Consider the following 22,255-nt stretch of genomic DNA (forward strand, 5'->3'; position numbering starts at 1 on the left):
TTACACCTTTTCGACTGGGACAGTTACGGACTCGAGTACGTCCGCTAGCACTTGTCGCTTCGTCGATTTGATGTCCCCTTCAAGGGTGAGGGTCAATCGGTGTGAGAGAACGTGTGGCGCAACGGCTTGGACGTCTTCAGGCGTGACGAACTGACGGTCGTTCAAGTACGCATAAGCTTGTGAGGCTTTGACGAGCGCAAGTGTCGCCCGTGGGCTCGCCCCGACTTCGACTAACGGGTGTTGTCTCGTCTCGTGGATGAGTGCAAGCAAATACGTGACGACATCTTCATGAATCCGGATATTCTCGACTTCTTCTTGTGCTTCTAAAAAAGCTTCATTCGTCATCAAGGCATGCACTGTCTGTCTCGTCTTTGAAATCGTCTGCAGAATCAAGTTCCGCTCTTCGTCTGCCCCAGGATACCCAACTTGAAGAGACATGAGGAAGCGGTCGAGTTGGGCGTCTGGTAGGGCGAACGTTCCCGCAGACTCGATCGGGTTTTGCGTCGCGATGACGAAGAATGGTTTCGGTAGTTGATAGGTGACGCCGCCGATGGAGACTTGGCGTTCTTCCATCGCTTCAAGCAAGGCGGATTGCGTTCTCGGAACGGCGCGGTTCACTTCATCGATTAACAAGATGTTTGTGAAGATGGGACCGGTACGGTTCTCGAACGTCTGGGTCTGCATATTGAAGAAGTCTGAACCGATGATGTCAGAAGGCAGCAGGTCGGCTGTGAACTGAATTCGGGCGAAGTCTGCCTCAAAGCTTTTGGCGATGCTTTTCGCGAGTAACGTCTTCCCCGTCCCGGGCACATCCTCTAGCAAGATATGGCCGTTCGCCAAAAGGGCTGTGCAACATAATTTTGTGATTTCCGGTTTACCGAGGTAAATGCGGTCTAATTGGTCCAATACGTGTCGGATGGTCATGAGTTCGACTCCTTTTGTGTGCGTAGTAGGTATTCATCAAGTTGTTGGGTGAACGCTCTCTCACGTTGTGGTGAGATGTTTCCATCATCATAACGTGTCTCTAAATAGGTAAGTAGGGATGCATCGAGTTCGATTCGTTTCGCCCAAGTCGACAACGTCTCAGTTGGGCGACGACGTTTATATGGAGGTAACGCTGCTTCGAATTGAATCAACTGCTTTCGGATAGTCGATGCTGGTAATGGATTAACCGTTCGGTTTATCTGCATCGACGCGTTGTCAGAAGTCACTAGCGAGTGATCCTCGATATCTAACTCTCCCTCCTCGCTTTGTTTCTTCGAGGGGCGTCGTTTTTTCCAGAGCCACCATCCGAGCAAGATAAACAGTCCGGTTATCATGTATGGGAGGTAGGAGACGCTGCTCGTCTCTTCTCCTGACGGGTTTCCGTAAGAAGGGGATTGGTCATTGATCCGCTCTTTCGGTGTACCACCTGAATCCTCTTCTGAGTCAATCATCGCTCCGTCTGGACCATTTCCTTCTGGTTCTTCATATGGCGCGTCCCCACACCAAAAATCGACATCCGTCACTTCGAAAATCCCTAAAAACTTTCGTTTGTCATGACAGTCCGTGACCCAACTCGTGATGTCGCTCCCTGAGATGTCTAATGATTGGTAGTAGCGGTATCCCAGTTGACCGGAATAGGAGATGAGGGCGACAAGTAGTAAGGAGAATAGAATCCCTGACACAAAAATCGTTTTGGCTTGTTTCATCGGTGTTTCCGCTTATGTATATTCGGTTTGATTGTTTTCATCTGATGTGACGGCTCCTCTCATAGTCTAAATCCTTTTTTTGGAAATAGGATTAAATGGATTATACCATGAACTTTTACGGAATATTCAGTTATTTTTAGACATAAGAAAAATGCCCGTTCATTGAACGAGCATCCACAATTCTCTACCTTCATCTTCTTCGTCGAACAACCATTCTTCAAATCCATACACGCGAATCTCCTGGTCACTACGAATGTCCCATTTGTTCATAAACGTTTTTTTATGAGAAATCGGGATCCATTTTTGATGGGATGAATCACGCCGCATAAACGTTTGTAACTCCTCTTCATCTTCAAACACGAGAAGCTCAGAGTTCCAGAGTGTAGGAAAATCTAGCAGCACGGCAACTCGCACTCGCTCATCCACACGCAACTCTACTAGTCGTTTTGCTTCATCGAGCAGAATATGGATGATTGCCTGTTTGATTCGGGCATTATGTTGAATATCCAATAAAAAGGTTTATCCAACCGGAATCTTGGTATTGCAATAACCATTATGAAACTCAGTTGGAAAATCACGATGATTTTCTTGCATATTACGCTGAAGACGACTTAACTTTCGTTTCAGACCACGCACTTTCCGATGTCTCATTTCAGGATGGACTCAACTTGCTTCATATGGTGCCGGTCATGCTCGATGAATTCTCTGACAATCACATATAGTGAATATGGGACACCTTGATGCGGATCATGTGAGACGCCATTCGCTGTCGTTTTATAAGTCAGCGCTTCTTCGCTTAAGGAGTCAAGCATCGTGACGAGTGTTCGCCGACTATTGATGGATTCCTTTAGTACGGTCTCACCTGTCAACTTCTCGGTCCTTTTCGTCGCCCGCGCGTTGAACGAGTCAAAGTCAGGGAATATCATCCCTTCGCCGTTCTTCACCGATGGGATGATGACATTCAACAGATGATTGTCCCAATGGGCGATATGTAAGACGATTTGCTTTATGGACCACTTCTCCGAGTCGCTCTGTTTGTTCCAATCAGATTCACTCAGCTTTTCTAACGTCTTGAGCCATTCTGTGTACGATGCGAATTCTTGAATAACTTGCATCCAATCCCCTCCACGTTCGCTTTAAATTACTGCGATTATAGCACGAACGAGTCTTTTCAAATCAAAAAACGGCACCGTTCTTCCTGAACGATGCCGTGCGTATCTCTATAACCAGACTGGTAATGAGAAGAAAACTAAGAACAATACGGTCAAGACACCGACGACCGGACTGAGTGACCGGTAGCCCTTTTTGAACAAGACAATCATCGTGTACGCGATGAACCCGAGTCCGATCCCATCGACGATGGAATACGTGAACGGGATCATGATGATGACGAGAATCGCCGGGAAGGCATGTTCCCAGTTATCGAGCGGCAGATGCTTCACGTTCTGGAACATCATCATCCCGATGATGATCAACACCGGAGCGATCGCCGTCACAGGAATGATTGCAAAGAGCGGTAGCAATAAGAGCGATACCACGTACAATACAGATGTGACGAATGAAGCAATCCCGCCTCGTGCACCGACCGATATTCCGGCAGCCACTTCGACCGTCGAGACGGTCGGACTTGACCCGAACATGGCACCGGCCATCGTCGAGAGGCCTTGTGCAACGAGACCTTTCGGTGCATCCTTTTCTTTGTCGATTGCACGTGTCTGATTCTGGATCAAGCTGATGTTTTCAATCAACAAGACGAGCGTCAGTACACCGACCGCGACTAAGAAGAGCGGAGACGCAGATTCCGCGAACGAGATGTTCCCAAACACCGTGCCGAATGACTCGAAGAACGGTGACAACGAGAAACTTCCCGTCCACTCTAGCGTTCCCATCACGGCGCTGAGACCGACACCGAAACCGATTGTCCATAGGAAGCTGCTCGGTCCCATCTTCAAGAACAACAAGATGGCGACGAAGAGTGATAAAAAGGCCACCTGGACGTTACGCTCTCCGAGGTCACCGATGTGGAGCAATGCCCCACCCCCACCTGAGACAATTCCTGCCGCCTCAAGACCAATCAAAATGAGAAAGAGGCCGAGACCGACCGTCAATCCGTCATGGATAATCGGCGGGAACGCGTTCGCCAATTTCCTCGCCACCTTGGTGACCGTCAACAATACGACGAGTACACCTGAGACGAAAGAGACGGCGAGCGCGCTTTGCCAGCTCAATCCCATCTGTAAGACGAGCGTGTACGTGAAGAGCGCGTTAATCCCCATTCCTGGTAACAAGAGGAGCGGTAGATTGAAGAATCCCGCAATCAACGTCCCGATGATGCTTGTCAAAATCGCTCCGACGAGCGCCCCCTCGAACGGGAGTCCGGCTTGTGTCAAAATTGCCGCATGCACGGCCGGGATGTATGCTGTCGCCAGAAAGTTCAGCACGCCCCCGTATGTTTCTGTTTTCCATTCTGTTTGTTTTGCCATAGGAATCAATCCTTTATTGGCACCCTCACCCACCCGTGTATACACACGAGATTGATTATATCCTGTCAGACATCTAACAAGCAAGAGCGATTCGATTCAATTCCTTCTTTGGACCCATATATGAGACCGATTCCATCAAAAGATTCATTTTATAAAATAAGAACGTTTGTTCTTATTTTTAACGCCATTTTACGAACGAATCTGTTATAATGAAAGGGCAGGTTAACGCAGCAATAGTGGGGTCAGCCGCCAAGTCCACAATGGAGGAAGGCGGTGGTGCGGATGGAACAACTTTGGACCTGGGTTGGAGATTATGTCATGATCCCAATCCTCGCTCCGATCATCGTTCACTTGGTGATTCACCGAACATCCGATCGTGCAACGTCTGAACGCACAAAAAAATGACCCCCTCGGCGCTGATATGCTCCCCGATAGGTAGACAGATGAAATAACAAATCTGTTTATTCTAATTGGGGAGTGTTTTTTTATGGCGAGAAGTCGGCATTCGATCGAACAAAAACTGAGTGCGCTGCGCATGATAGAAGCAGAAACATACACATGGAAGGAAATTATGGAGGCCCATGACGTTTCTAAGGATGCCCTCCGGGTGTGGAAAGTGAAATTCGATACCGGTGGGATCGATGCGTTGAAGGAATCGAAGACATGGAAACTGTACACCAAGGAACAGAAGCTCGCGGCCGTCTGTGACTATCTCGATGGGTTCACTAAAATGGAGGTTCTCTCCAAACATCAAATCAGTGATTGGTCTGTTCTTCGGAGATGGATTAAGAAGTATACTGGTCATAGCGAGTTAACAGATTCGAGAAAAGGGATGGATCGAGCTATGGCAAAAGGGAGAAAGACCACATTCGAGGAACGCATGGAGATCGTCAGATATTGCCTGGACAATGGACGGAACTATCAACGGACGGCCGAGATGTTCGCCGTGTCGTATCAACAGGTCTATGGATGGACGAAAAAATATGACGCCGACGGCGTGCACGGGCTCGAGGACCGGCGTGGACGGACGAAGCAAGAAGAGGAACTGACCAACGAGGAGAAGCTCGAACGTCGCATCCAACAGATCGAGCGGGAGAACGAGCGCCTGCGGGCCGAGAACCTGTTCCTAAAAAAGTTAGAGGAGATCGAGAGGAGAGGTTGATCAGCCAGATCCGGCTACAATTGCGTTACATGGCCATCGAGGAAATGTCGACAACCGATACGTTCCCGGTCGTGCTCCTGTGTGAAATCGCGCAGGTCTCACGGGCCGCCTACTATAAATGGTTGAAGCGTACCGTCTCGGTACGCGAGGAGGAGAACCTGGGCCTACTGGAGGACATCCGCCTCCTCTACGACCAGGTGAACGGGACCTACGGCTATCGACGGATCACCATGACGGTCAACCGCAGACGACGCCAGCATGGCCTGCCGGCATACAACGAGAAGCGCATCTATCGTCTCATGCGCATCCATGAGATTCGTTCGGTCATCCGCCAGAAGCGAAAGCGGTACAAAAAATCGTCCCCGCAGCATGTGACCGAGAACCTGATGAACCGGGAATTCAGCGCGTCCCGACCGGACGAGAAATGGTGCACCGACGTCACCGAGTTTAAATATGGCGCCGGAAGGAAGGCGTATCTGAGCGCGATCATCGACCTCTATGACGGCTCGATCGTCGCCTATCGCGTCGGGAAGTCCAACAACAACGGACTCGTCTTCCAGACGATGATGCCAGCGATCGCGGGGCTCCGTACAGGAGCGGGTCCGATGATCCATAGCGACCGAGGGTATCAATACACATCGAGAGGGTTCAAACGCATAGTAGAAGACGCAGGACTGACCCACAGCATGTCCCGGGTCGGACGTTGTCTCGACAACGCCCCGATCGAGGGTTTTTGGGGTACCCTGAAAGTCGAGATGTACTACCTGCGTGAATTCCAGGCCTATAGCGAACTCACGTCGGCCATCGAAACCTACATATCGTTCTACAATCATGACCGTTTCCAGAAACGGCTAAACGGCTTGAGCCCTGTCGAATACAGGTCTCAAGCCGCCTAGTTTGGTTTTCATTATTTGCCCTGTCTACTTGACGGGGAGCAGTTCACGCAATGAGATGGGTCACTTTCTGATTCACTAACCATTGTGGCGGCTGGGACCACTCTTAAAGTGGGAGCCTGTAAGCCAGAGGTCGGTGTGTCCAGCACCGGTCTCTTTCTACTTGCATCATACCATACTTTATCCGCATTTTCAGTAAGAGAAACATCATTTGATACGAAAATCACAAATAATTCAAACGCTCAGGAAACTTTATCCTGAGCGTTTTTCATTCATTTCGTTATAACGGGAGAACCAGACGAGCATCGCGTCCGCTTCTTCTTTCGGAATGTCGTCAATTGTCTCGACGGACAAGAATCCTCCTCGAGTCGAGAACTGAACCGTACAAAGTCCGAATCGACGTTGCAAGAGCGATTGCTTCACTTGAATCTGTTCGATCCGTGGTTTGTCCGTCAAGAACGACCGGACGTTGAAAGTTCCCGTCCGCAATTGAATAAATTGATCGGTACGGACATATTTTGTCGTGACGTAACTGAGCACACGTCCCCCGATGATAATGGCCCATAAAAGAAGGAGCCACCATGCATAATCTCGGAAGAAATAGAGCACGAGTGCTGATAAGATGAAGCCGAACCAGCTGATTCGCAGTAGTTTGATTCCTAACGCTTTTTTTGGAAGTCGATGTAATTCATCCGACCATGTGAAGTGCGTGAAGTGTTCACGGAGTACTCGCATCGCACGGTCACGTCGAACAAACGGAAGAATCGTTGATGATTCGTCCTTTAATTCATCCATCGTTCCTGCTGCGACGAGTTCGACTCCGACGATGTGGAACCAGCGACGGATGAACGTCTCTTTGATTCGAATCGCTTGAATCTTCTCATAGGGGATCTCTTTTGCACTCCGGTTTAATAATCCTTTTTCGACACGAATGCGCTCCCCTCTTCGCTCGAGTCGGAAGTTCCCATATTTCAAGAAGTTGATGACCATGCCAATCACGACCGACAGCATCAACACCCCGATGACGAGAAGACCGATGACGATGATGGACGCATGGACGACATAATCTTCTACTTGGTTGAACGCCCCATCCAAATTGATGAAGTCATCAATCGAGGAGATGATTGTTGAAGCGACCGGGAAGATGGCGAAGACAGAGAGCGACGTGATAGAAGCCAACACGATTTCGCGCGTGGACAAGGCATATAACAGACGGCTTGGTAAAGATTCTGCCTGTTCAGTTGTCGCATCTGTCGTTTCTGGATTCTCTTCGGTTTGTGCATTCTGTTTCCGATGACGGACTTGCTCGAGAATCTCTTCCAGTCGTTTCGCTTCGGTCGGAAAGACACCAGCCAGTTTGAATGATGCATCGTCACTGTTGGCATTCGTATCAAACGTCAATTCGACGACGCCAAGCAATCGATAGAGGAAGGGACTGTTCGAATGAACGCTTTGAATTTTATAAAGCGGAAGCGATTTTTCTTTTTTCAACCAGTTCCCTTCGATCACATAGACAGTCTTTTCATCGAGGGCATATCGGAAGTTTAACCACCCAAAGAACTTCTGGACAATGTCAAGTAATAGAAAGAGTAGGATGCCGACTCGGATGATGATGCCGAAAGTCGATTCCCAGTCGTTGTTGAGCACAAAGAGTAAGACGATTGGAATGGCGAATGACTTGATGACTTCGAGAATACGCAGCACCAAAACGCGACTCGGGAGTCGATGCCATGTTAACGCGGTCTCGGTCATACGACATCCTCCTCTTCGATTCGTGCATAGATGGCAATCTGCTCACGGAGTGTTTTCGCGAATGACTCTTCAATCGCATAGATTTCGTGAGAACCGGCCGCTGTTCCGATGGTGATGGTCTGTAACCCGTATTTACGTAGAATCGGTCCTTGTTCCGCATGAACATATTGGACTTTCGTCATCGGGATGAGTACGTCATGTGTCGTGATGATTCCATGATGAATCCGGATTTCAAGCGGCTGGACATCATACGTGAATCGTTCCTGTTTCCACTTTTGGAACCAGATGATATCAATCAAGCTATAGACGACATCGATGACAAGTAGCACGATAAAGCCAATCTGTAGCCAAGTCGGCCAGTCGAACCAGTATGATGCGACAACGAGAGCTCCAGTGATGAGGAGACCGATGAGATAAAAAATCGCACTCGATAATCGAAAGACCGCCCGTGCCTCGATCGGAAGTGTTCCGCTGATTCGTTGTGGTGTGACACCTTCTTCTGGTGTCGGTGTTGTTTCTGACATGGTGAATCCCCCTATCGTTCTTATGTATCTGTCTCTATTGTATACGTGTTTCTTCTCGAAAAGTTTCAGGATTCGGTCGGGAATGTACTCAAGCGTTCATATAACTTATCAAACATAGACAGATCCTCTATTTCGAAAGCTTGTTTTAATCGATGGATGGCCGCTAATCCTGTTATTTTCAAATTACCTGTCAGCTTTCCCGTCATCTTTATGGAAGCAAACGCACCAGCGACGAGGACTTGATCACATGTATAGGCATATTCATACGTTGACCAATCTTCTGGGCCGTATACGTCTCGATCAATCCAACTTTCAATTAAGGCGTAAGCGTATGAAAGATAACAAAGGTCTCTATCCTTTCGGAGCACTTCTTCGTACATAACCAATGCATCGGCGCCAGCATCATTTCCGAACGGAGCATATTCTTCCGTACAATCCACAAAGAATTCATCGTTGAAACATTCCTGATACTTCGGATGAGAGGTCAGAAAACTCGGTCCAACTTCCGGGTCATCCACATACATATGGTTGTCCCAATCAAAAGGGCATTCAACATATCCTTTTCTCAACTTTTGACGAATAAGTTTTTCTGCTTCTTTCATACATTCCGAATCGGATTCAAAAGATTTTACTTGTACCTTTCCAATTGTCCCGATTTTTCCGTAGTTTACAGCAAATTCATCACCTATAACGATGATGTTCCAATACTTTGTGATGTGTTGAAAAGACTTCTTCATACTCAATGCCCTCTCTTCTATAACAAAATTAACTCTCTTAAAAAACGAGCCGAATGTCGGCCCGTTTCTCAGTCTTCAAAAAACCATTTCTTACGTGGTTCCACTTTTAAGTTATCTCCATGCTTCTTCATTTCCGTCACAAGGTAGCGTTCGAGTTCATTCATTGCCTTGACCCAGTCGGTCATCGTCGCTACGAGCGGCACGACAATGAGGATGAGTTCTTCCTCTTCTTCTCGCATCCTCTCGATCATTAACTTCGCAAAGTCAAAGTTCTCATGAATAAGATCCTCATCCCGGTCGATGAGGTGCTCGTTCTCAAGCTCATAAGCTGAGAACAGACGCTCATGTCGACGCAACAAATGCCGAATGTGGCGATACAACTCATCGCTCAATTGTGGAGGAAGTTGTTCAATCGTATGGAAATCATGATCGAGTTTCTCGATGACATGGAGCGCGGCTCGGTTCGTCTCAATCATCTTGGACTTCAGGACGGCACGACGGAAGATCGGAGTCTTCTTCTCGAGCCAACGATTCGCTTTGATTTCTTCTTCAAAATAGGCATATGTTTGTTTTGAATCACTATGCAACTTCTTCGTCTCAGGCAAGGATTCAAAGGATGAACGACCGCCTTCTGTTTCCGCAAACAATCGTGCGATCCGGACGACCATTTGAAATACCTCCGTCACCTGCTCTTCCAGTTTCCGTTCATATCGAGGTGGGAACAAAAGTGCGTTTACGATTAATGCAACAGTAATCCCCATCATGATGAGTAAGTAACGTTCACCCGCAAACACCCAAACCGGCATGTCCGACTGACTTGCCCCTTCCATGATGAGAATCGTCGTCAAGATGACGGTCCGTGTCGTCGATTCTAAATTTAAAAACAAAAGGATGGAGATGGCGATGATGATGACGAATCCGATGGCGATGGGTGTCGGATTCGGAGTGAGCAACAAGGACCCGACGGAGAGCAATGCCCCAATCAAGTTCCCTTTCATCTCTTCGATTAAGCGAAGTCCGGTCTGATAAACAGACGGGAGAAGCGCGAGTGACGCAGCGAGTGCCGGGACGACGATCTGTTGGAACTGAAACGCCTCGGCAATCAGTAAAACGATTGCGACCGATAGTCCGGTCTTAATAGTTCGAGCCCCAAATTTCATGTGATGGTGCCTTCCTCTCTTACGCTTGTCATATGTATTTTTTGCCTTCTTCCTCAATTCTAAAACGTACCACATTCTTTTCAAGCAGAATCGAACCATTTCAGGCAGTTTTGTGAACGCTTCCGTGTTATGATGGCGTTGGATATTTCTTTCATATTGATGGGGAGGGGTTTACTTGTCAACAATTGCTTTATTCGGCGGAAGTGGCCGTACAGGGGAACGGATACTTGAGCGTTTATTAAATCAAGGACATGACGTCAAACTTTTAACGAGACATTCGTTGGATTCAAAGGAAGGTGTCAACGAAATCATCGGAGACGCGACGGACAAAGAAGCAGTCCTAGAAACGGTACAATCTGCAGACGTCGTCATCTCGGCGTTAGGAACGGACAAACAAAACGTATTGTCTACATTCACACCACTCGTGATTGACGCGATGAAACAATTTGATGTAACACGCATCATCACAGTAGGGACCGCCGGCATCTTACAGGCACATGACAGCGACAACTATCGCTTTGAAACGAAAGAATCGAAGCGTTCGATGACAACCGCAGCAGAAGATCATGCACGGGCCTATGAATTATTACGAGACTCCGGATTGGCGTTCACAGTCATCTGTCCGACTCAACTGATCAATGAACCATCGAATGGAGACATCATTGTCTCAAAAGAAGTGTTAGGCACGAAACAATCAGGTCCAATCTCGAGAGACGATGTCGCCGAGTTGGTGCTGGATTGTTTAACGAATGATGAATATGTCGGACATCGTGTCGGCATCACGACGGAATCATAATTAGGGGATGGGAAACATGCACGAACAACGAGAACAATTAGCACGGCTTGCTTTAACCTTTCAACAAGAGGAGATGACGGACGCAGCACGACTCGCCCGCACCGCCCTACAAAAAGTAACGAATGAAGAAGTTTGGATTGCCGTCTGTGGTCACTTCTCAGCCGGGAAGTCGACATTGCTCAACGACTGGCTAGAAGATGGGTTCCTTCCAACAAGTCCGATTCCGACAAGTGCCAATATCGTCACGTTACGTGGTGGAGAATCAGCGGCAGCCGTCGCAATCAATGATACGGATTGGATTTCATTAGACGCTTCTTCCCTATCAAACATCAGTGACTATTGCAAAGTCGAGGAAATCAAGGAAGTCGAGTATACGATCGATCGGTTCCCATTTGATGAACATGTCGTGTTGATGGATACACCTGGGATTGATTCAACGGATGAACGACATCGCCAAGCGACGGAACGATCGCTCTTCTTGGCCGATCATTTGTTTTTCATGATGGACTACAACCATGTCCAATCGGAACAAAACATCGGACTGATGAAACAATTTAGCCGGGAAGGACGTCCCTACTCCATCATCATTAACCAAATCGACAAGCATGATGAGGATGAGCTTTCCTTTGTGGACTTCAAGGCGTCATTGACGAAAGCATTCCGTCATCATGACATCGTTCCAAATGACACGTTCTACATCTCACTTCGTGATTTAAAGCATCCACATAACGAAGTCGAGCGCTTGCGGTCGTATGTGCGACAAGTCATCACGGAATCGAGACAGCAGCAAGTCGAGCATGCGGATGCATTGATCAATACGTTGGTCCAACGCAACGAAACTTCGATTCAATCGACGTTGGATCAATTACCGACCTATGAGAAGAGTCCGAAGGAAATGCAATCTCGCCTGCACCGACTTGAGAAGAAACGGGCATGGTGGAGATCGTTCCGTCGTGAATTCTTCAAACACCAAGCGCCAATCGTCGAGAGCGCACCCATCATGACCTATGAATTCCGTGAATTGCTTCGTTCCTATCTCGAAAGTTGTGCCCCTTCATTCAAGGTCGGTCTTTTGTTCTCGAAAGAGAAAACAAAACAAGAACGTGCTCGTCGTGAAGACGTGGCCGTCAAAGAGTTCAACCGTTTGATTGATATGAATTTACGTCCGCACCTCGTGAAATATGCAGAAGACATCATTCGGGATTTGAAACTTCCAGAGACTCTCCTGCCGAAAGGTGATGTCCTACCGATTGCTCCGAGCTCACTCATCACCGAACAAGTAAAATCCGGTGCATCACTCAGTGGTGACACGGTGTTACAGTTTAGTCGTGACATCGAGACGGCCCTTGCGTCATGGGTGACGAAAGTTTCAGAACCGTGGGTCCATTCGACGGATACGTATATGAAAGCGGAAGTCGACATGCGCTTGGAACAATTTTCGACTGAAGAAGACGAGTTGTATGAAGCGCTCGATAATGAAGCATTACGCTTACGCCTATTGAACCGTCTAGATGCTATCGGTCAATATGAAGCGTTGCAACTTGATTCAGGTCAGTTAGATCAGTTGGCCGTTCGAAACTATGTCGATGCAACGTATCTCCCGGAAAAACAGTCGAATGTTGTTGAATCAGAGGTTGCATCGACGTCGATTTTGGAAGATGATCATGATTTATTTGATTTTAATTTTTCTTATGAAAATACGGTATGTGAAATATTAGAGAGTCATCCTTTATTCCGCTCTCGTGTGACGACTCTTCGTAAAAAAATCGATCGTGCGAAGCATGAACAATATACGTTTGCCATCTTCGGTGCGTTTTCAGCCGGAAAATCTTCGACCCTCAATGCCCTTCTCGGGGAGACGGTGTTACCGACCTCACCGAACCCGCTCACGGCGTCAATCACGAAGATTGTTCCGCCGAACGGCCGGACGAATCGTACAGCGACAATCACCTTCAAGTCACGAGATGAACTTGAGGATGAGTTACAAGGTTATGGGACTTCCCTCGCCTCACTCGATGTCGACCACCCGTTCGTCAATGCTGTTAAATCGGCACCGCTCGATTATCTCGGGCAAATGGAGACCGTCGACTATGACACGTTCTGCGCGTTCGTTGCACAAGAAGAGAAAAGCTGTATCGTGAAAGAGATTGAACTGTACCTCGACTCACCGTGGGCGCGACGCGGCATCGTCTTCGTCGACACACCAGGTGCCGATTCGCAGTTCAACCGACACAGCGAGGTGCAATTCGGTTACATGCGTGACGCGGATGCTGTCTTGTTCGTCACGTATTATAATCATGCGTTCACGGAAGCGGACCGAGAGCTCGTCATCCAGCTCGGTCGTGTCCAAGGGACCGGAGACCACGAGATGTTCTTCCTCGTGAACGCCTCCGATCTTGCGACAGATGACGAAGAACGGGATGCTGTCACAAGCTATGTCTCGCAACAGTTGACCGCGCTCGGTGTTCGACGACCGACCGTTCTCCCCATCTCAAGCCGAAACGCCATGCAAGGGAATGACGTAGGATTCGACCGATTCGTCTCGACGCTTGAACGCTATGTCGACAAAGACCTTCGTCTCGCGAACGCGATGCGTATACAGGAAGAGACGACAGCATTGCTCGCCGCCTTCGATCGCGTTTTACAAGAAGCGGAAGAAGACGAGTCGTTGAAAGAACAACGTCGAAAGCAATTGAATGCTGTACTCGAGAACCCGCCGGCACTCGATGTATCAGCACTCATCGACCTGTTTGACCGGGAAGCGAAAGAACTCCTCGCCCACCTCGAGACCCGTTCGCTTCTCCGCCTCTCGGACTTCGTCAAAGAGACCTTCCACCCGGTCGAGGTCGACGGGTCGAGGAAGAGCCTGGAGCGTGCACTTGGACGTACACTCGATAAATACGCCTATGACATCCAACAAGAGCTCCAAGTGTTTCAATATCGGTTGGAGCGATACGTTAAACGCGAATTCGTAGCCTTGGTCGAACGGTTGACCGAACGTCAAGCGTCTATCCTACCGACGCTTGAATTCGACCGTGAACTCGACGTGGCATGGCTTCGAGAGGCTGTCGAATCGATTCATCTCGAAACACCACCTTATCAGTCAGTATTGAAGCGCTATAAGAACGCGAGTCAATTTTTCGAGGGAGAGGGTCGGACGCAACTAAAGGATGAATTGACGGCACTCCTCCGTGACATGATTCGCACTCGTCTCGAGAGCATTCATCAGAAACAGCTCGAGCGGGCCAATGAGGAGATTAGAAATGCTGAAATCGAGATTGAACGAGAATGGTCGACCCAGGTGAAAGAACTTGCCGATGCAGAGCTCAGTATGTTGACGGACAGCCATTCCTTTGATGAGATGCGTGAACGACTCGAATCGCTCAGAAAGGAAACGGTATGAACACATTACTGCTCATCGGTCTCATCCCTGCTGTCGTCATGACGATCGTCTTGGGACTGTTTCTGAGATATCTCTATTTGAACAAAGAATAATGAGAACGGTCCTTGATGTGCACATGACATCGAGGACCGTTTTATTTGTGTACTTATTTGTCTGCTGGATAAACCACACCAACTTGTTTTCGTACCGTTGTCATCACATCAGCAAGACGAATCATATCAGTTCCTGAATGCGCATCCGTCTCTGATTTCCTAGCTTCGATTGCACGGACGAACGCTTCGACCTCATATGACATCGGAGCATTCTGCGCTTCTGATATGATTTCTGACGTGCCATTCCGTAACTCCAGACGGACATCATCGCACGTCGCAATATCGTCGATGATGATGCGTCCCTTTTCCCCAATGATCTCAGAAGGCGTCGATGTCGCATGAATCTTTGAGTGCATGACAACTACATCAAGGTCGTCATAAGAGAGAAGGACCGTACCACTCCCGTCCACTCCAGATTCCAACGTAACGCCGCTCGCCTGGATCTCATTCGGCTGACCGAACAGTTTCAAAGCAGGTCCGAGGAGATAGACACCAAGGTCCATCAACGAGCCGTTCGAAAAATCAGGATTGAACGTGTTCGGATTCTCCCCTTTTTTGTACAGGTCGTACCGTGAAGAATACTGTGATTTATTGAAGACGGCCCGGCGCACCGGAGCGATTTGTTCCATCGCTTGTTGAACCCGTTCAAGGTTCGGCATGAACAGATTACGTAGTGCCTCAAGTAAGACGACGTGGTTCTTCTTCGCGACTTCAATCATACGAGTGACTTCCTGGACGTTCGAGGCGAGCGGTTTTTCACACAGGACGTGTTTACCATGCTGCATGAACAAGATGCTCTGTTCGGCGTGAAGTGAGTTCGGGCTCGCAATATAGATGGCATCGATGACATCACTCTGAGCCATCTCTTCAAGTGACGTGAACGTATGTACAATGGAGTGATTTTCTGCGTATTCTTTAACACGTGATTCCGTGCGCGAGTAAAGTGCCGTCACTTCTACGTCATCCAACTGATGGATTGTCTCGATAAACCAGTCTGTGATGAAGTTTGTACCAATGATGCCGAAACGAATCATGTGAATTCCTCATTTCTATGTAGATTTTTAACAAGTTTGTTAACTAGGATGAACTCGAAGGTCCATGAGAAATATTGACTTGGTTCTTTTGAAATCAAGTAACAAAATATGAAACCTAGAAGAAGTATAAGCGTAGTTAACACTATACATCAAATTGATAAGGAGGATTACTATGAATAAAACAGATATATTGCTCGTTGGCACAACGCATCTAAACATGCCAAACAATGGTGATTTATTTATGCCGGACATGCCAGATGTGTTAAGCGAAAAACGTCAGTTAGAAATTAAACAATTCGTGAATCAATTAGCAAAATTTGAACCTACTAAAGTATGTGTAGAAATGAATACTTCAAAGAAAGAATACATAAATGAGCAATTACAACGTATCATTCAGCAGCCGGAATTAGCAACCGCTAACGAACGTGAACAAATTGCATTCCGACTTGCACAACAATCTTATCTAGATTTCGTATATCCAATCGATTGGAATGAGGATGAGGGATTCAGTTTAGAAACCATTATTCAAGATAAGAAGCAAGAAATGGAGCAAATATTATCATCCCAACAAGATGTCATGAATCATATCGAAAAAATATTTAAGAATCGTACGATTTCTGACTATTATAAAGAAATCAATCACCCTACAATTACATTATCTATGCATCGCGCCTATTTAGAGATTGCATCTCTTGAAGTGTCTGGTACTAGGTGGGTATCACACTACTGGTATTTTCGTAACTTAATGATTTTTAAGGAATTGATGTCACTAAGGGAATCAAATGATCGCATCTTTGTACTTTATGGTTTAGGACATATCCATCTGTTAAAGCAATTCTTGAGTGAGAGCGGATTATTTTCTGTTTATGATTTAAACACATATTTAGTATGATTTCGGTATGTGAAATAATACTCCTAGCTTTTTTGACCTTTAATTTTGTGACTAAATCCACTGACTCTCAATGCGATAAAGAATTCAATTGATTGCCCATTTAATCTACTTAATATCTTCGTTAACTTTCGACTAGTTCGGCACGCTTTCTATCCTCGAATGGCCAGCGATACACCTGCTCGTCTTTCATGACATAGGCAACACCGTCTTCAATCATCAATGACGAACAGTCAAGGAGATGACGGGGCATCGGATAGGAGTCAATCCGTCCGTTCATTTGGACATGGACGAGACGAGCATCGATTGAAGAGATGACCCAAACTCCATTCGTTGACGCACACATCACGTCACAATCATGAAGAGCTGGGGCCTTTCTCACTTCTTGATTGTACCGAAAATGTACGCTTCCCTCCTTTGAGAAACAGACGAGTGCCTCGGTAGAGATCCCATCTCCAAAGATGCCCTCGTCCCCATATCCAATCCAGATTCCCGTATCGTTCATTACAACTGCTGCAATTGCGTTTCCTGCATGAAAGGAATGATTGATCTGTCCATGCTTATCCAGCACCCACGCATTGATCGGTTCTCCTTCTAACGTAAACGCCCAAATGAACAAGTGACTCTCGTCAATGATTCGAATACCTGAGACATATTCATGCCGTCTAAGGTCTATGACCAGCTCATCCCAATTAATATAGAATCGATGATTGGACTTTACCAAACGAGCGGAGCCCATTGACTTCTGCAGATCGAAATCAACCACCTCTATTTCATCGTTCATACACAATCACCCCTTATCCTCTTCCAATCGCATGAACTGTAACGCCTCTCGAAACTGTCTAGATTCTTCATCAGACACTCCTTCATCCACATATCTCGATTTCCAATAAGGAGAGAGGTCAAACTCTTCAACACCGATCCGTTTGAACCAGTCCAAAACGGTCTCATTCGATTGATGCTTTAATGAAACCGGTAAATTCAAGTTGAACTGGATGAGCGCATTCCGAATCTCGCTATCGGTCCATTGAATCTCTTTAAATTCTACAAACTCTTTTGCTTTGGTCTTTCTCCGTCTTCGTTTTACGGCGTCACTCGAGAAATCAATGGTCGAGACGACACGCTTTCTTCTTCGCATCGCGATGATCAGTAGAATCATTAAAACAATCAATCCTCCAATAAGGAACCATAACCAGTATGAACTCCCTGACTCCGTCACCGTCCCATCTGCTCCGAACGTGTAATCTAGAAAGTCGATATTCAAGAACTGTAATTCATCGTCCTCTCTCATCTTGCGTGACTTCCCTTCATAAAAACCGCTGCTCTCACCATCCTCTCCAGAAAAAAGGAGCACAATCCCTCCCTCCGTAGGGTCGTGAAACCATTCCCAAAACAGACGAGCAAGATGGATAAATCCAGTCACCAACATCAAACCGCCGAGCATGATCATCAATAATCGGGTTGTAAATCGCATCGTAACCTCCGTCACACATTATGTCCTATCGTATCATGCAAGATTATGGATTGTCAGAAAAATCCAAATAAAAGGACCGAAAGATTTTTCGGTCCACTGTATTACAAAATTGCTTCCGCGAGCAGACGGTCGAACTTACGCACATCCACTTTTTTATTCAGATTGATTTTGATTGTTCCGGCGCGCGTGAACAGTTGGACTTCTGAGTTCAAGTCGAACATGCGTCCCGCGTTCTCCGTCGAATACATATTGATTGAGTCGTACGGAAGTGAGTAGACTTCAATCTTCTTCCCCGTGAGCCCTTGCGCGTCACGGACAATCAGGCGTTTGTTCGTGAATACGGCGACGTCACGTACCGTCTTGTAGGCAGCGACGGCCCGCTCCCCATCGATGAATGTCTCGGTGATATCACTCGGCACCTCACACTCTGAATAAAACGTCCACGACAAATCGCCAATTGGGTTTCCCATATCGATTCCTCCCTATATGAAATGAATGTACTATCCCCTATATTCCACATTTCTCGTTTGATTAGACCTTGAATGGGAAGATAGTGTATAGCATGTTGAATGTAGAGGAGGACGTCGTTATGATTGCGCAACAGGTGATCACATTACTACTCATTGGCTATTTCATTTATTTGATTGATTCCAAACGCAATTACTTCCCTGTTCCGGTCATCTTGGTCTTGATCGGGATCGGTCTCTCGTATATCGCCTTTTTTGATTCGGTGTTCATCTCAAAAGATATGATTTTCGAGGTGTTCCTGCCTGCACTTCTCTTTACATCTGCCTATCAGTTCAAATACAAAGATTTGAAGGACAATATTGGGATCATCACGATATTGAGTACGGTGGGCCTTGTCTTGACCGCCATCTTGATGGGATATGGCACATTTTGGATCAGTGAGTTCTTCACCCCGCTCAGCCTGACTGCTTCCTTCTTATTAGCGTCCATCTTGATTCCGACCGACCCCGTTTCCGTGACCGCGATTTTAAAGCGGAGTAAAGGTGAGAAGCGGATTGCGGATGTTGTCGAAGGTGAATCGATGGTGAACGATGGAACGAGTGTGGTCATCTTCACCATTTTTCTCAGTATGTTCGCAACGGGAGAGCGTTTCTCCACCTTCAATTTCTTGACCGAATTTTTGATTGTGTCTGCCGGAGGAATCGGCATTGGTTTCATTTCTGGATTTTTACTTAAGAAAATGATGATTGTCAGCTTTAAAAAGCATGAGCTTGTCATGTTGACGATTGTGACTGCATATGGTGCCTTCTACCTCGCCGATGCGCTAGAAGTATCTGGTGTACTCGCAACGGTGACAGCAGGTATGATGTTGTCTCACGAACTCGGAACAAAAGAGGATTACGAATCGGTCCAGCGTCACTTGGATGGTTTCTGGGACATCGTCATTCCGATGTTACTCGCTCTCTTGTTCTTATTGATTGGAATTGAAGCGACCAGCTATTTGTCTGTATCTCTCTGGACGTTCGCAGTTCTTTTATTCTTACTTTCAATCGTGACCCGGTTCATCGTCGTCGGCGGCCTCGTCTATTCGGTCCCCGTCTGGCGTAAGGAATTTAAAGACGATTTAACGGCGACTTCCTTACTCACGTGGTCGGGAATCAAAGGAACGATGTCGATTGCCCTCGTGCTCTGGCTAGAGGCAGAGAAAATTGCCGGGTCGAGCGAAATGATATCCCTCGCGTTCGCCGTCATTCTACTCTCCCTGATCTTACAAAGTATCGGTGTTTACCCACTGACGACATATTTAACGAACAAGCATGACGATTGATAGAGTCCTTCCTTGAGAAGGGCTTTTTTACGAATTGAAAATTGACTTTGTCTACTTTTAGTGTAAAATTACACTTGTAATATATTAAGAGGTGATTATGTTGGAAAACACTTCAACACCATCTGCTGCCATTTCTACTGGAGTGGTGACGGTTGTACTTGCACTTGTTGCATCGTATTTTACTCCATCGTTCTTAAAAGTCGGCATCATCTGGGATATCGTCGCTTTCTTAGTCATCGGCATCGCGACGTTCAGTTTTACATACCATTTTTATCAATCGAAACGGTTCACATATTGGCAATACATTTCCTGCTATATCGTCGTCTGTCTGCTCTTATTCACCGTGTTTCTCGGCATCTCATGGATTCTGATCTTCATTAGCTCGGCGTCACTTTGAGTTCTATGAAAAGGAGGGAAAAAATCATATGCAAAAATCTGAATTTATTGGACAGGTCTCTCGAAAAATGAAATTGATTCGTATTGAATCCCAGCATTCACAAGATGAGATGGCGAGTTTACTTGGTATATCCAAAAAAACACTCATTCAAATCGAGAAGGAACGGAATGAAGCGAGTTGGTCGACCGTAGTCACGCTATGCGCCTTGTTCAATGAGAGTGAGATCCTCATCCATTTAATTGGTGATGACCCGGTCGAGTTCGTCAAACTGATTGCGACCGCGAACACATATGAACCGAAAGAAAAGACGCTCGGAGGACGTGTTTTCTGGCACGCAATCGAAGAAGGACCATACTTCACTCTTCAACAAAATATCATCAGCGGACATTATCGTATCATCGACCTCGATCATGTGAGGTGGTACAGCACATTTGATGCGGAAGATGCCGAACAGGTAAGGTCGAAGTTGGAACATCAGCGTGAGGTTTCAGATGACACGAAAGCATAAAGATTTGGTGATGGCTTTCAGTCTAATCGTCATAACAATCGTCTACTTTTGGCAGATGCCAAACATCACGTATGACTACATTTGGTTAGTTGGCACAATCATTTTACTCGTCCTCTCGTCTATATCGATCACGGGCTTGATTCAATCATACGTTCCACTTTCTTTGATAAAATTCGTCCTGATTAGCGTGATTTTTTTCCTTGTACTCTGTTGTCTGTTGATCACCATGTTTTATGTCGTAGCGCTTTACCAGATGAATCACTTATAACGAATTGGAGGGTTTCCTATGAGATTTTATGTCGGTTCAAGTTTTGCGAATATCGAAGAAGTACGGTTCATACGTGATGAGCTGATGGCCCTCGGTCACACGCATACGTATGACTGGACACAAAACGACCGCGCCGCTTCAATTGATGCGTTACGCTCGATTGGCGAAGAAGAGGTTTCTGGAATTCAAACAGCGGACTTCGTTGTCATCCTGTTGCCTGGAGGCAAAGGCGCACACGTCGAACTCGGGATTGCACTCGGGACGAACAAACCCGTTTTCCTTTACGATTTGGGTGATCAAATGATGAATATGGAGGAGACGAGCACGTTTTATCATGTATATGCGGTACAACTTTGCGAGGGACCGTTCAGCGCCCTCCCCCACCAAATCCAAGATCGATTGAAGCTCTCTAATCACGCTTGAGCTGATGTCCTTTATTCTCACGGAATCGAGCCGGGGTGCAACCTACCCATTCCGTGAAATGCTTGTTCAGTTGAGCCGAACTGTTGAACCCGACTTCTTGACTGATTGCGAGTAGTGTAAGATCCGAATAGCGAAGGAGCGACTTTGCATGAATCAGGCGTTGTCTCGTGATGTATTGATACGGCGTCTGACCGATTCGCTCTCGGAAGTTTCTTATGAACTGATACTTACTTTGATGAACGATTCGACTCAATTCCTCGATGCGAAGCTCTGTATGATAAGAATCATGAATGACTCCCAAGACAGAGGCGAACATGTCTTCATCTTCTAAAGAAGTGTGAAGGAGGTGACTTTGAATGAACGTCATGACTTCAACTGTTGAATCCATCCCTAAAAACCATCGACTTGACCATTGCCCTAGCAACCTTCTTATAGACATGACCGCTACAGATGGAAACGTTGGATTCAATCTATTTTCAAATCCGCTCAAGCGACTTGCAGTAAATCGAAAACTCACGTAAGTCGCTTCAATTGCATCAGCGAACAGTCGAAAGGACTGATTCGGTTGAACTACAATCGATTCGCTATCTTGAAGTCGATATTCGAACGCATCCACCTCAATCCCAATCTTTCCCTCCAATACGAGAACCCAGACGATGTCTTCTACGCTCTCTTCTCTCTCTGTCGTCCAATCCCCATTAAAGGAGACATAACGTATGGCAACGTCAGGCAGTGTCAGTAATTGTTCCATATACCCCTCCAGATTATTGCGCA

General features: G+C 46.7%; 24 protein-coding genes. 10 read left to right on the forward strand and 14 right to left on the reverse strand.

Going from position 1 to position 22,255, the window contains the following annotated elements; all coding sequences use genetic code 11:
- From AC5LIL_RS07390 to AC5LIL_RS07410, 5 genes are all read right to left on the reverse strand, one after another.
- Positions 1 to 924 (reverse strand): AAA family ATPase, encoded by a 924-nt coding sequence (locus AC5LIL_RS07390; protein ID WP_339963045.1) that lies wholly within the window; start codon positions 922 to 924, stop codon positions 1 to 3.
- Positions 921 to 1,691 carry a hypothetical protein gene (locus tag AC5LIL_RS07395; RefSeq protein WP_499823742.1) on the reverse strand — a complete coding sequence of 257 codons (771 nt, stop codon included), beginning with the start codon at positions 1,689 to 1,691 and terminating at the stop codon, positions 921 to 923. The genes AC5LIL_RS07390 and AC5LIL_RS07395 overlap by 4 nt, the downstream gene beginning before the upstream one ends.
- 159 nt (positions 1,692 to 1,850) lie before the next feature.
- Complete coding sequence (locus AC5LIL_RS07400; RefSeq protein WP_499823743.1) at positions 1,851 to 2,201, reverse strand: DUF3916 domain-containing protein; 351 nt, start codon at positions 2,199 to 2,201, stop codon at positions 1,851 to 1,853.
- 137 nt (positions 2,202 to 2,338) lie between these two features.
- On the reverse strand, positions 2,339 to 2,806 hold the full coding sequence (locus AC5LIL_RS07405) for a DinB family protein (RefSeq protein ID WP_339963042.1): 468 nt from the start codon (positions 2,804 to 2,806) through the stop codon (positions 2,339 to 2,341).
- A gap of 105 nt (positions 2,807 to 2,911) precedes the next feature.
- Positions 2,912 to 4,174, reverse strand: a complete 1,263-nt coding sequence (locus tag AC5LIL_RS07410) for a solute carrier family 23 protein (RefSeq protein ID WP_499823744.1) — start codon at positions 4,172 to 4,174, stop codon at positions 2,912 to 2,914.
- Positions 4,175 to 4,456: 282 nt separating this feature from the next.
- Between AC5LIL_RS07410 and AC5LIL_RS07415 the strand changes: the two genes are divergently transcribed.
- The gene (locus AC5LIL_RS07415; RefSeq protein WP_255349577.1) at positions 4,457 to 4,579 is read left to right on the forward strand and encodes a hypothetical protein; all 123 of its coding nucleotides are present in this window, start codon (positions 4,457 to 4,459) and stop codon (positions 4,577 to 4,579) included.
- Positions 4,580 to 4,661: 82 nt separating this feature from the next.
- Positions 4,662 to 6,232 (forward strand): IS3 family transposase gene (locus tag AC5LIL_RS07420; RefSeq protein WP_499823745.1). Its coding sequence is split into 2 segments (ribosomal slippage): positions 4,662 to 5,301 and positions 5,301 to 6,232, totalling 1,572 coding nucleotides; the frame shifts between segments, so codons are not numbered across the junction.
- A gap of 249 nt (positions 6,233 to 6,481) precedes the next feature.
- On the opposite strand, the gene AC5LIL_RS07425 is transcribed toward AC5LIL_RS07420, so the two are convergent.
- The 4 genes from AC5LIL_RS07425 to AC5LIL_RS07440 form a co-directional block, all read right to left on the reverse strand.
- Positions 6,482 to 7,981 (reverse strand): PH domain-containing protein, encoded by a 1,500-nt coding sequence (locus tag AC5LIL_RS07425; RefSeq protein WP_499823746.1) that lies wholly within the window; start codon positions 7,979 to 7,981, stop codon positions 6,482 to 6,484.
- Positions 7,978 to 8,505 carry a PH domain-containing protein gene (locus AC5LIL_RS07430; RefSeq protein ID WP_499823747.1) on the reverse strand — a complete coding sequence of 176 codons (528 nt, stop codon included), beginning with the start codon at positions 8,503 to 8,505 and terminating at the stop codon, positions 7,978 to 7,980. Before AC5LIL_RS07430 ends, AC5LIL_RS07425 begins: the two co-directional genes overlap by 4 nt.
- Before the next feature lie 65 nt (positions 8,506 to 8,570).
- A complete protein-coding gene (locus AC5LIL_RS07435) occupies positions 8,571 to 9,242 on the reverse strand; it encodes a WGR domain-containing protein (protein ID WP_499823748.1) in 672 nt (223 codons plus the stop codon).
- Positions 9,243 to 9,310: 68 nt separating this feature from the next.
- Complete coding sequence (locus tag AC5LIL_RS07440) at positions 9,311 to 10,402, reverse strand: FUSC family protein (RefSeq protein ID WP_214692333.1); 1,092 nt, start codon at positions 10,400 to 10,402, stop codon at positions 9,311 to 9,313.
- Positions 10,403 to 10,577: 175 nt separating this feature from the next.
- Here AC5LIL_RS07440 and AC5LIL_RS07445 point away from each other — a divergent pair, with 175 nt between their 5' ends.
- Together AC5LIL_RS07445 and AC5LIL_RS07450 are read left to right on the forward strand one after the other, a co-directional pair.
- The gene (locus AC5LIL_RS07445; protein ID WP_499823749.1) at positions 10,578 to 11,198 is read left to right on the forward strand and encodes an NAD(P)-dependent oxidoreductase; all 621 of its coding nucleotides are present in this window, start codon (positions 10,578 to 10,580) and stop codon (positions 11,196 to 11,198) included.
- Positions 11,199 to 11,214: 16 nt separating this feature from the next.
- On the forward strand, positions 11,215 to 14,601 hold the full coding sequence (locus tag AC5LIL_RS07450) for a dynamin family protein (RefSeq protein ID WP_499823750.1): 3,387 nt from the start codon (positions 11,215 to 11,217) through the stop codon (positions 14,599 to 14,601).
- A gap of 145 nt (positions 14,602 to 14,746) precedes the next feature.
- Here AC5LIL_RS07450 and AC5LIL_RS07455 read toward each other — a convergent pair whose 3' ends face one another.
- Positions 14,747 to 15,727, reverse strand: a complete 981-nt coding sequence (locus tag AC5LIL_RS07455; RefSeq protein WP_499823751.1) for a Gfo/Idh/MocA family protein — start codon at positions 15,725 to 15,727, stop codon at positions 14,747 to 14,749.
- Positions 15,728 to 15,899: 172 nt separating this feature from the next.
- Here AC5LIL_RS07455 and AC5LIL_RS07460 point away from each other — a divergent pair, with 172 nt between their 5' ends.
- Entirely contained in the window at positions 15,900 to 16,619 is a 720-nt protein-coding gene (locus tag AC5LIL_RS07460) for a DUF5694 domain-containing protein (protein WP_499823752.1), read from the forward strand.
- 121 nt (positions 16,620 to 16,740) lie between these two features.
- On the opposite strand, the gene AC5LIL_RS07465 is transcribed toward AC5LIL_RS07460, so the two are convergent.
- The 3 genes from AC5LIL_RS07465 to AC5LIL_RS07475 form a co-directional block, all read right to left on the reverse strand.
- Positions 16,741 to 17,400 carry a hypothetical protein gene (locus AC5LIL_RS07465; protein WP_499823753.1) on the reverse strand — a complete coding sequence of 220 codons (660 nt, stop codon included), beginning with the start codon at positions 17,398 to 17,400 and terminating at the stop codon, positions 16,741 to 16,743.
- Between the two features lie 6 nt (positions 17,401 to 17,406).
- Positions 17,407 to 18,090: a hypothetical protein gene (locus tag AC5LIL_RS07470; protein ID WP_499823754.1), complete on the reverse strand. Its 684-nt coding sequence runs from the start codon at positions 18,088 to 18,090 to the stop codon at positions 17,407 to 17,409.
- Positions 18,091 to 18,191: 101 nt separating this feature from the next.
- Positions 18,192 to 18,560, reverse strand: a complete 369-nt coding sequence (locus tag AC5LIL_RS07475) for a PH domain-containing protein (RefSeq protein ID WP_214692319.1) — start codon at positions 18,558 to 18,560, stop codon at positions 18,192 to 18,194.
- Positions 18,561 to 18,679: 119 nt separating this feature from the next.
- On the opposite strand from AC5LIL_RS07475, the gene AC5LIL_RS07480 reads away from it, so the two are divergent.
- The 5 genes from AC5LIL_RS07480 to AC5LIL_RS07500 all read left to right on the forward strand — a co-directional run bounded on the left by AC5LIL_RS07480 (position 18,680) and on the right by AC5LIL_RS07500 (position 21,481).
- Positions 18,680 to 19,885 (forward strand): cation:proton antiporter, encoded by a 1,206-nt coding sequence (locus AC5LIL_RS07480; RefSeq protein ID WP_499823755.1) that lies wholly within the window; start codon positions 18,680 to 18,682, stop codon positions 19,883 to 19,885.
- 100 nt (positions 19,886 to 19,985) lie between these two features.
- On the forward strand, positions 19,986 to 20,282 hold the full coding sequence (locus AC5LIL_RS07485) for a hypothetical protein (protein WP_274665159.1): 297 nt from the start codon (positions 19,986 to 19,988) through the stop codon (positions 20,280 to 20,282).
- A gap of 28 nt (positions 20,283 to 20,310) precedes the next feature.
- Entirely contained in the window at positions 20,311 to 20,790 is a 480-nt protein-coding gene (locus AC5LIL_RS07490) for a helix-turn-helix transcriptional regulator (RefSeq protein WP_499823756.1), read from the forward strand.
- Positions 20,774 to 21,058, forward strand: a complete 285-nt coding sequence (locus tag AC5LIL_RS07495; RefSeq protein ID WP_499823757.1) for a hypothetical protein — start codon at positions 20,774 to 20,776, stop codon at positions 21,056 to 21,058. The genes AC5LIL_RS07490 and AC5LIL_RS07495 overlap by 17 nt, the downstream gene beginning before the upstream one ends.
- A gap of 18 nt (positions 21,059 to 21,076) precedes the next feature.
- The gene (locus AC5LIL_RS07500; RefSeq protein ID WP_499823758.1) at positions 21,077 to 21,481 is read left to right on the forward strand and encodes a nucleoside 2-deoxyribosyltransferase; all 405 of its coding nucleotides are present in this window, start codon (positions 21,077 to 21,079) and stop codon (positions 21,479 to 21,481) included.
- Here AC5LIL_RS07500 and AC5LIL_RS07505 read toward each other — a convergent pair.
- On the reverse strand, positions 21,468 to 22,232 hold the full coding sequence (locus tag AC5LIL_RS07505) for a helix-turn-helix domain-containing protein (protein WP_499823759.1): 765 nt from the start codon (positions 22,230 to 22,232) through the stop codon (positions 21,468 to 21,470). The genes AC5LIL_RS07500 and AC5LIL_RS07505 overlap by 14 nt on opposite strands.
- Positions 22,233 to 22,255 lie beyond the last annotated feature (23 nt).

The organism is Exiguobacterium sp. RM11, assembly GCF_059821525.1.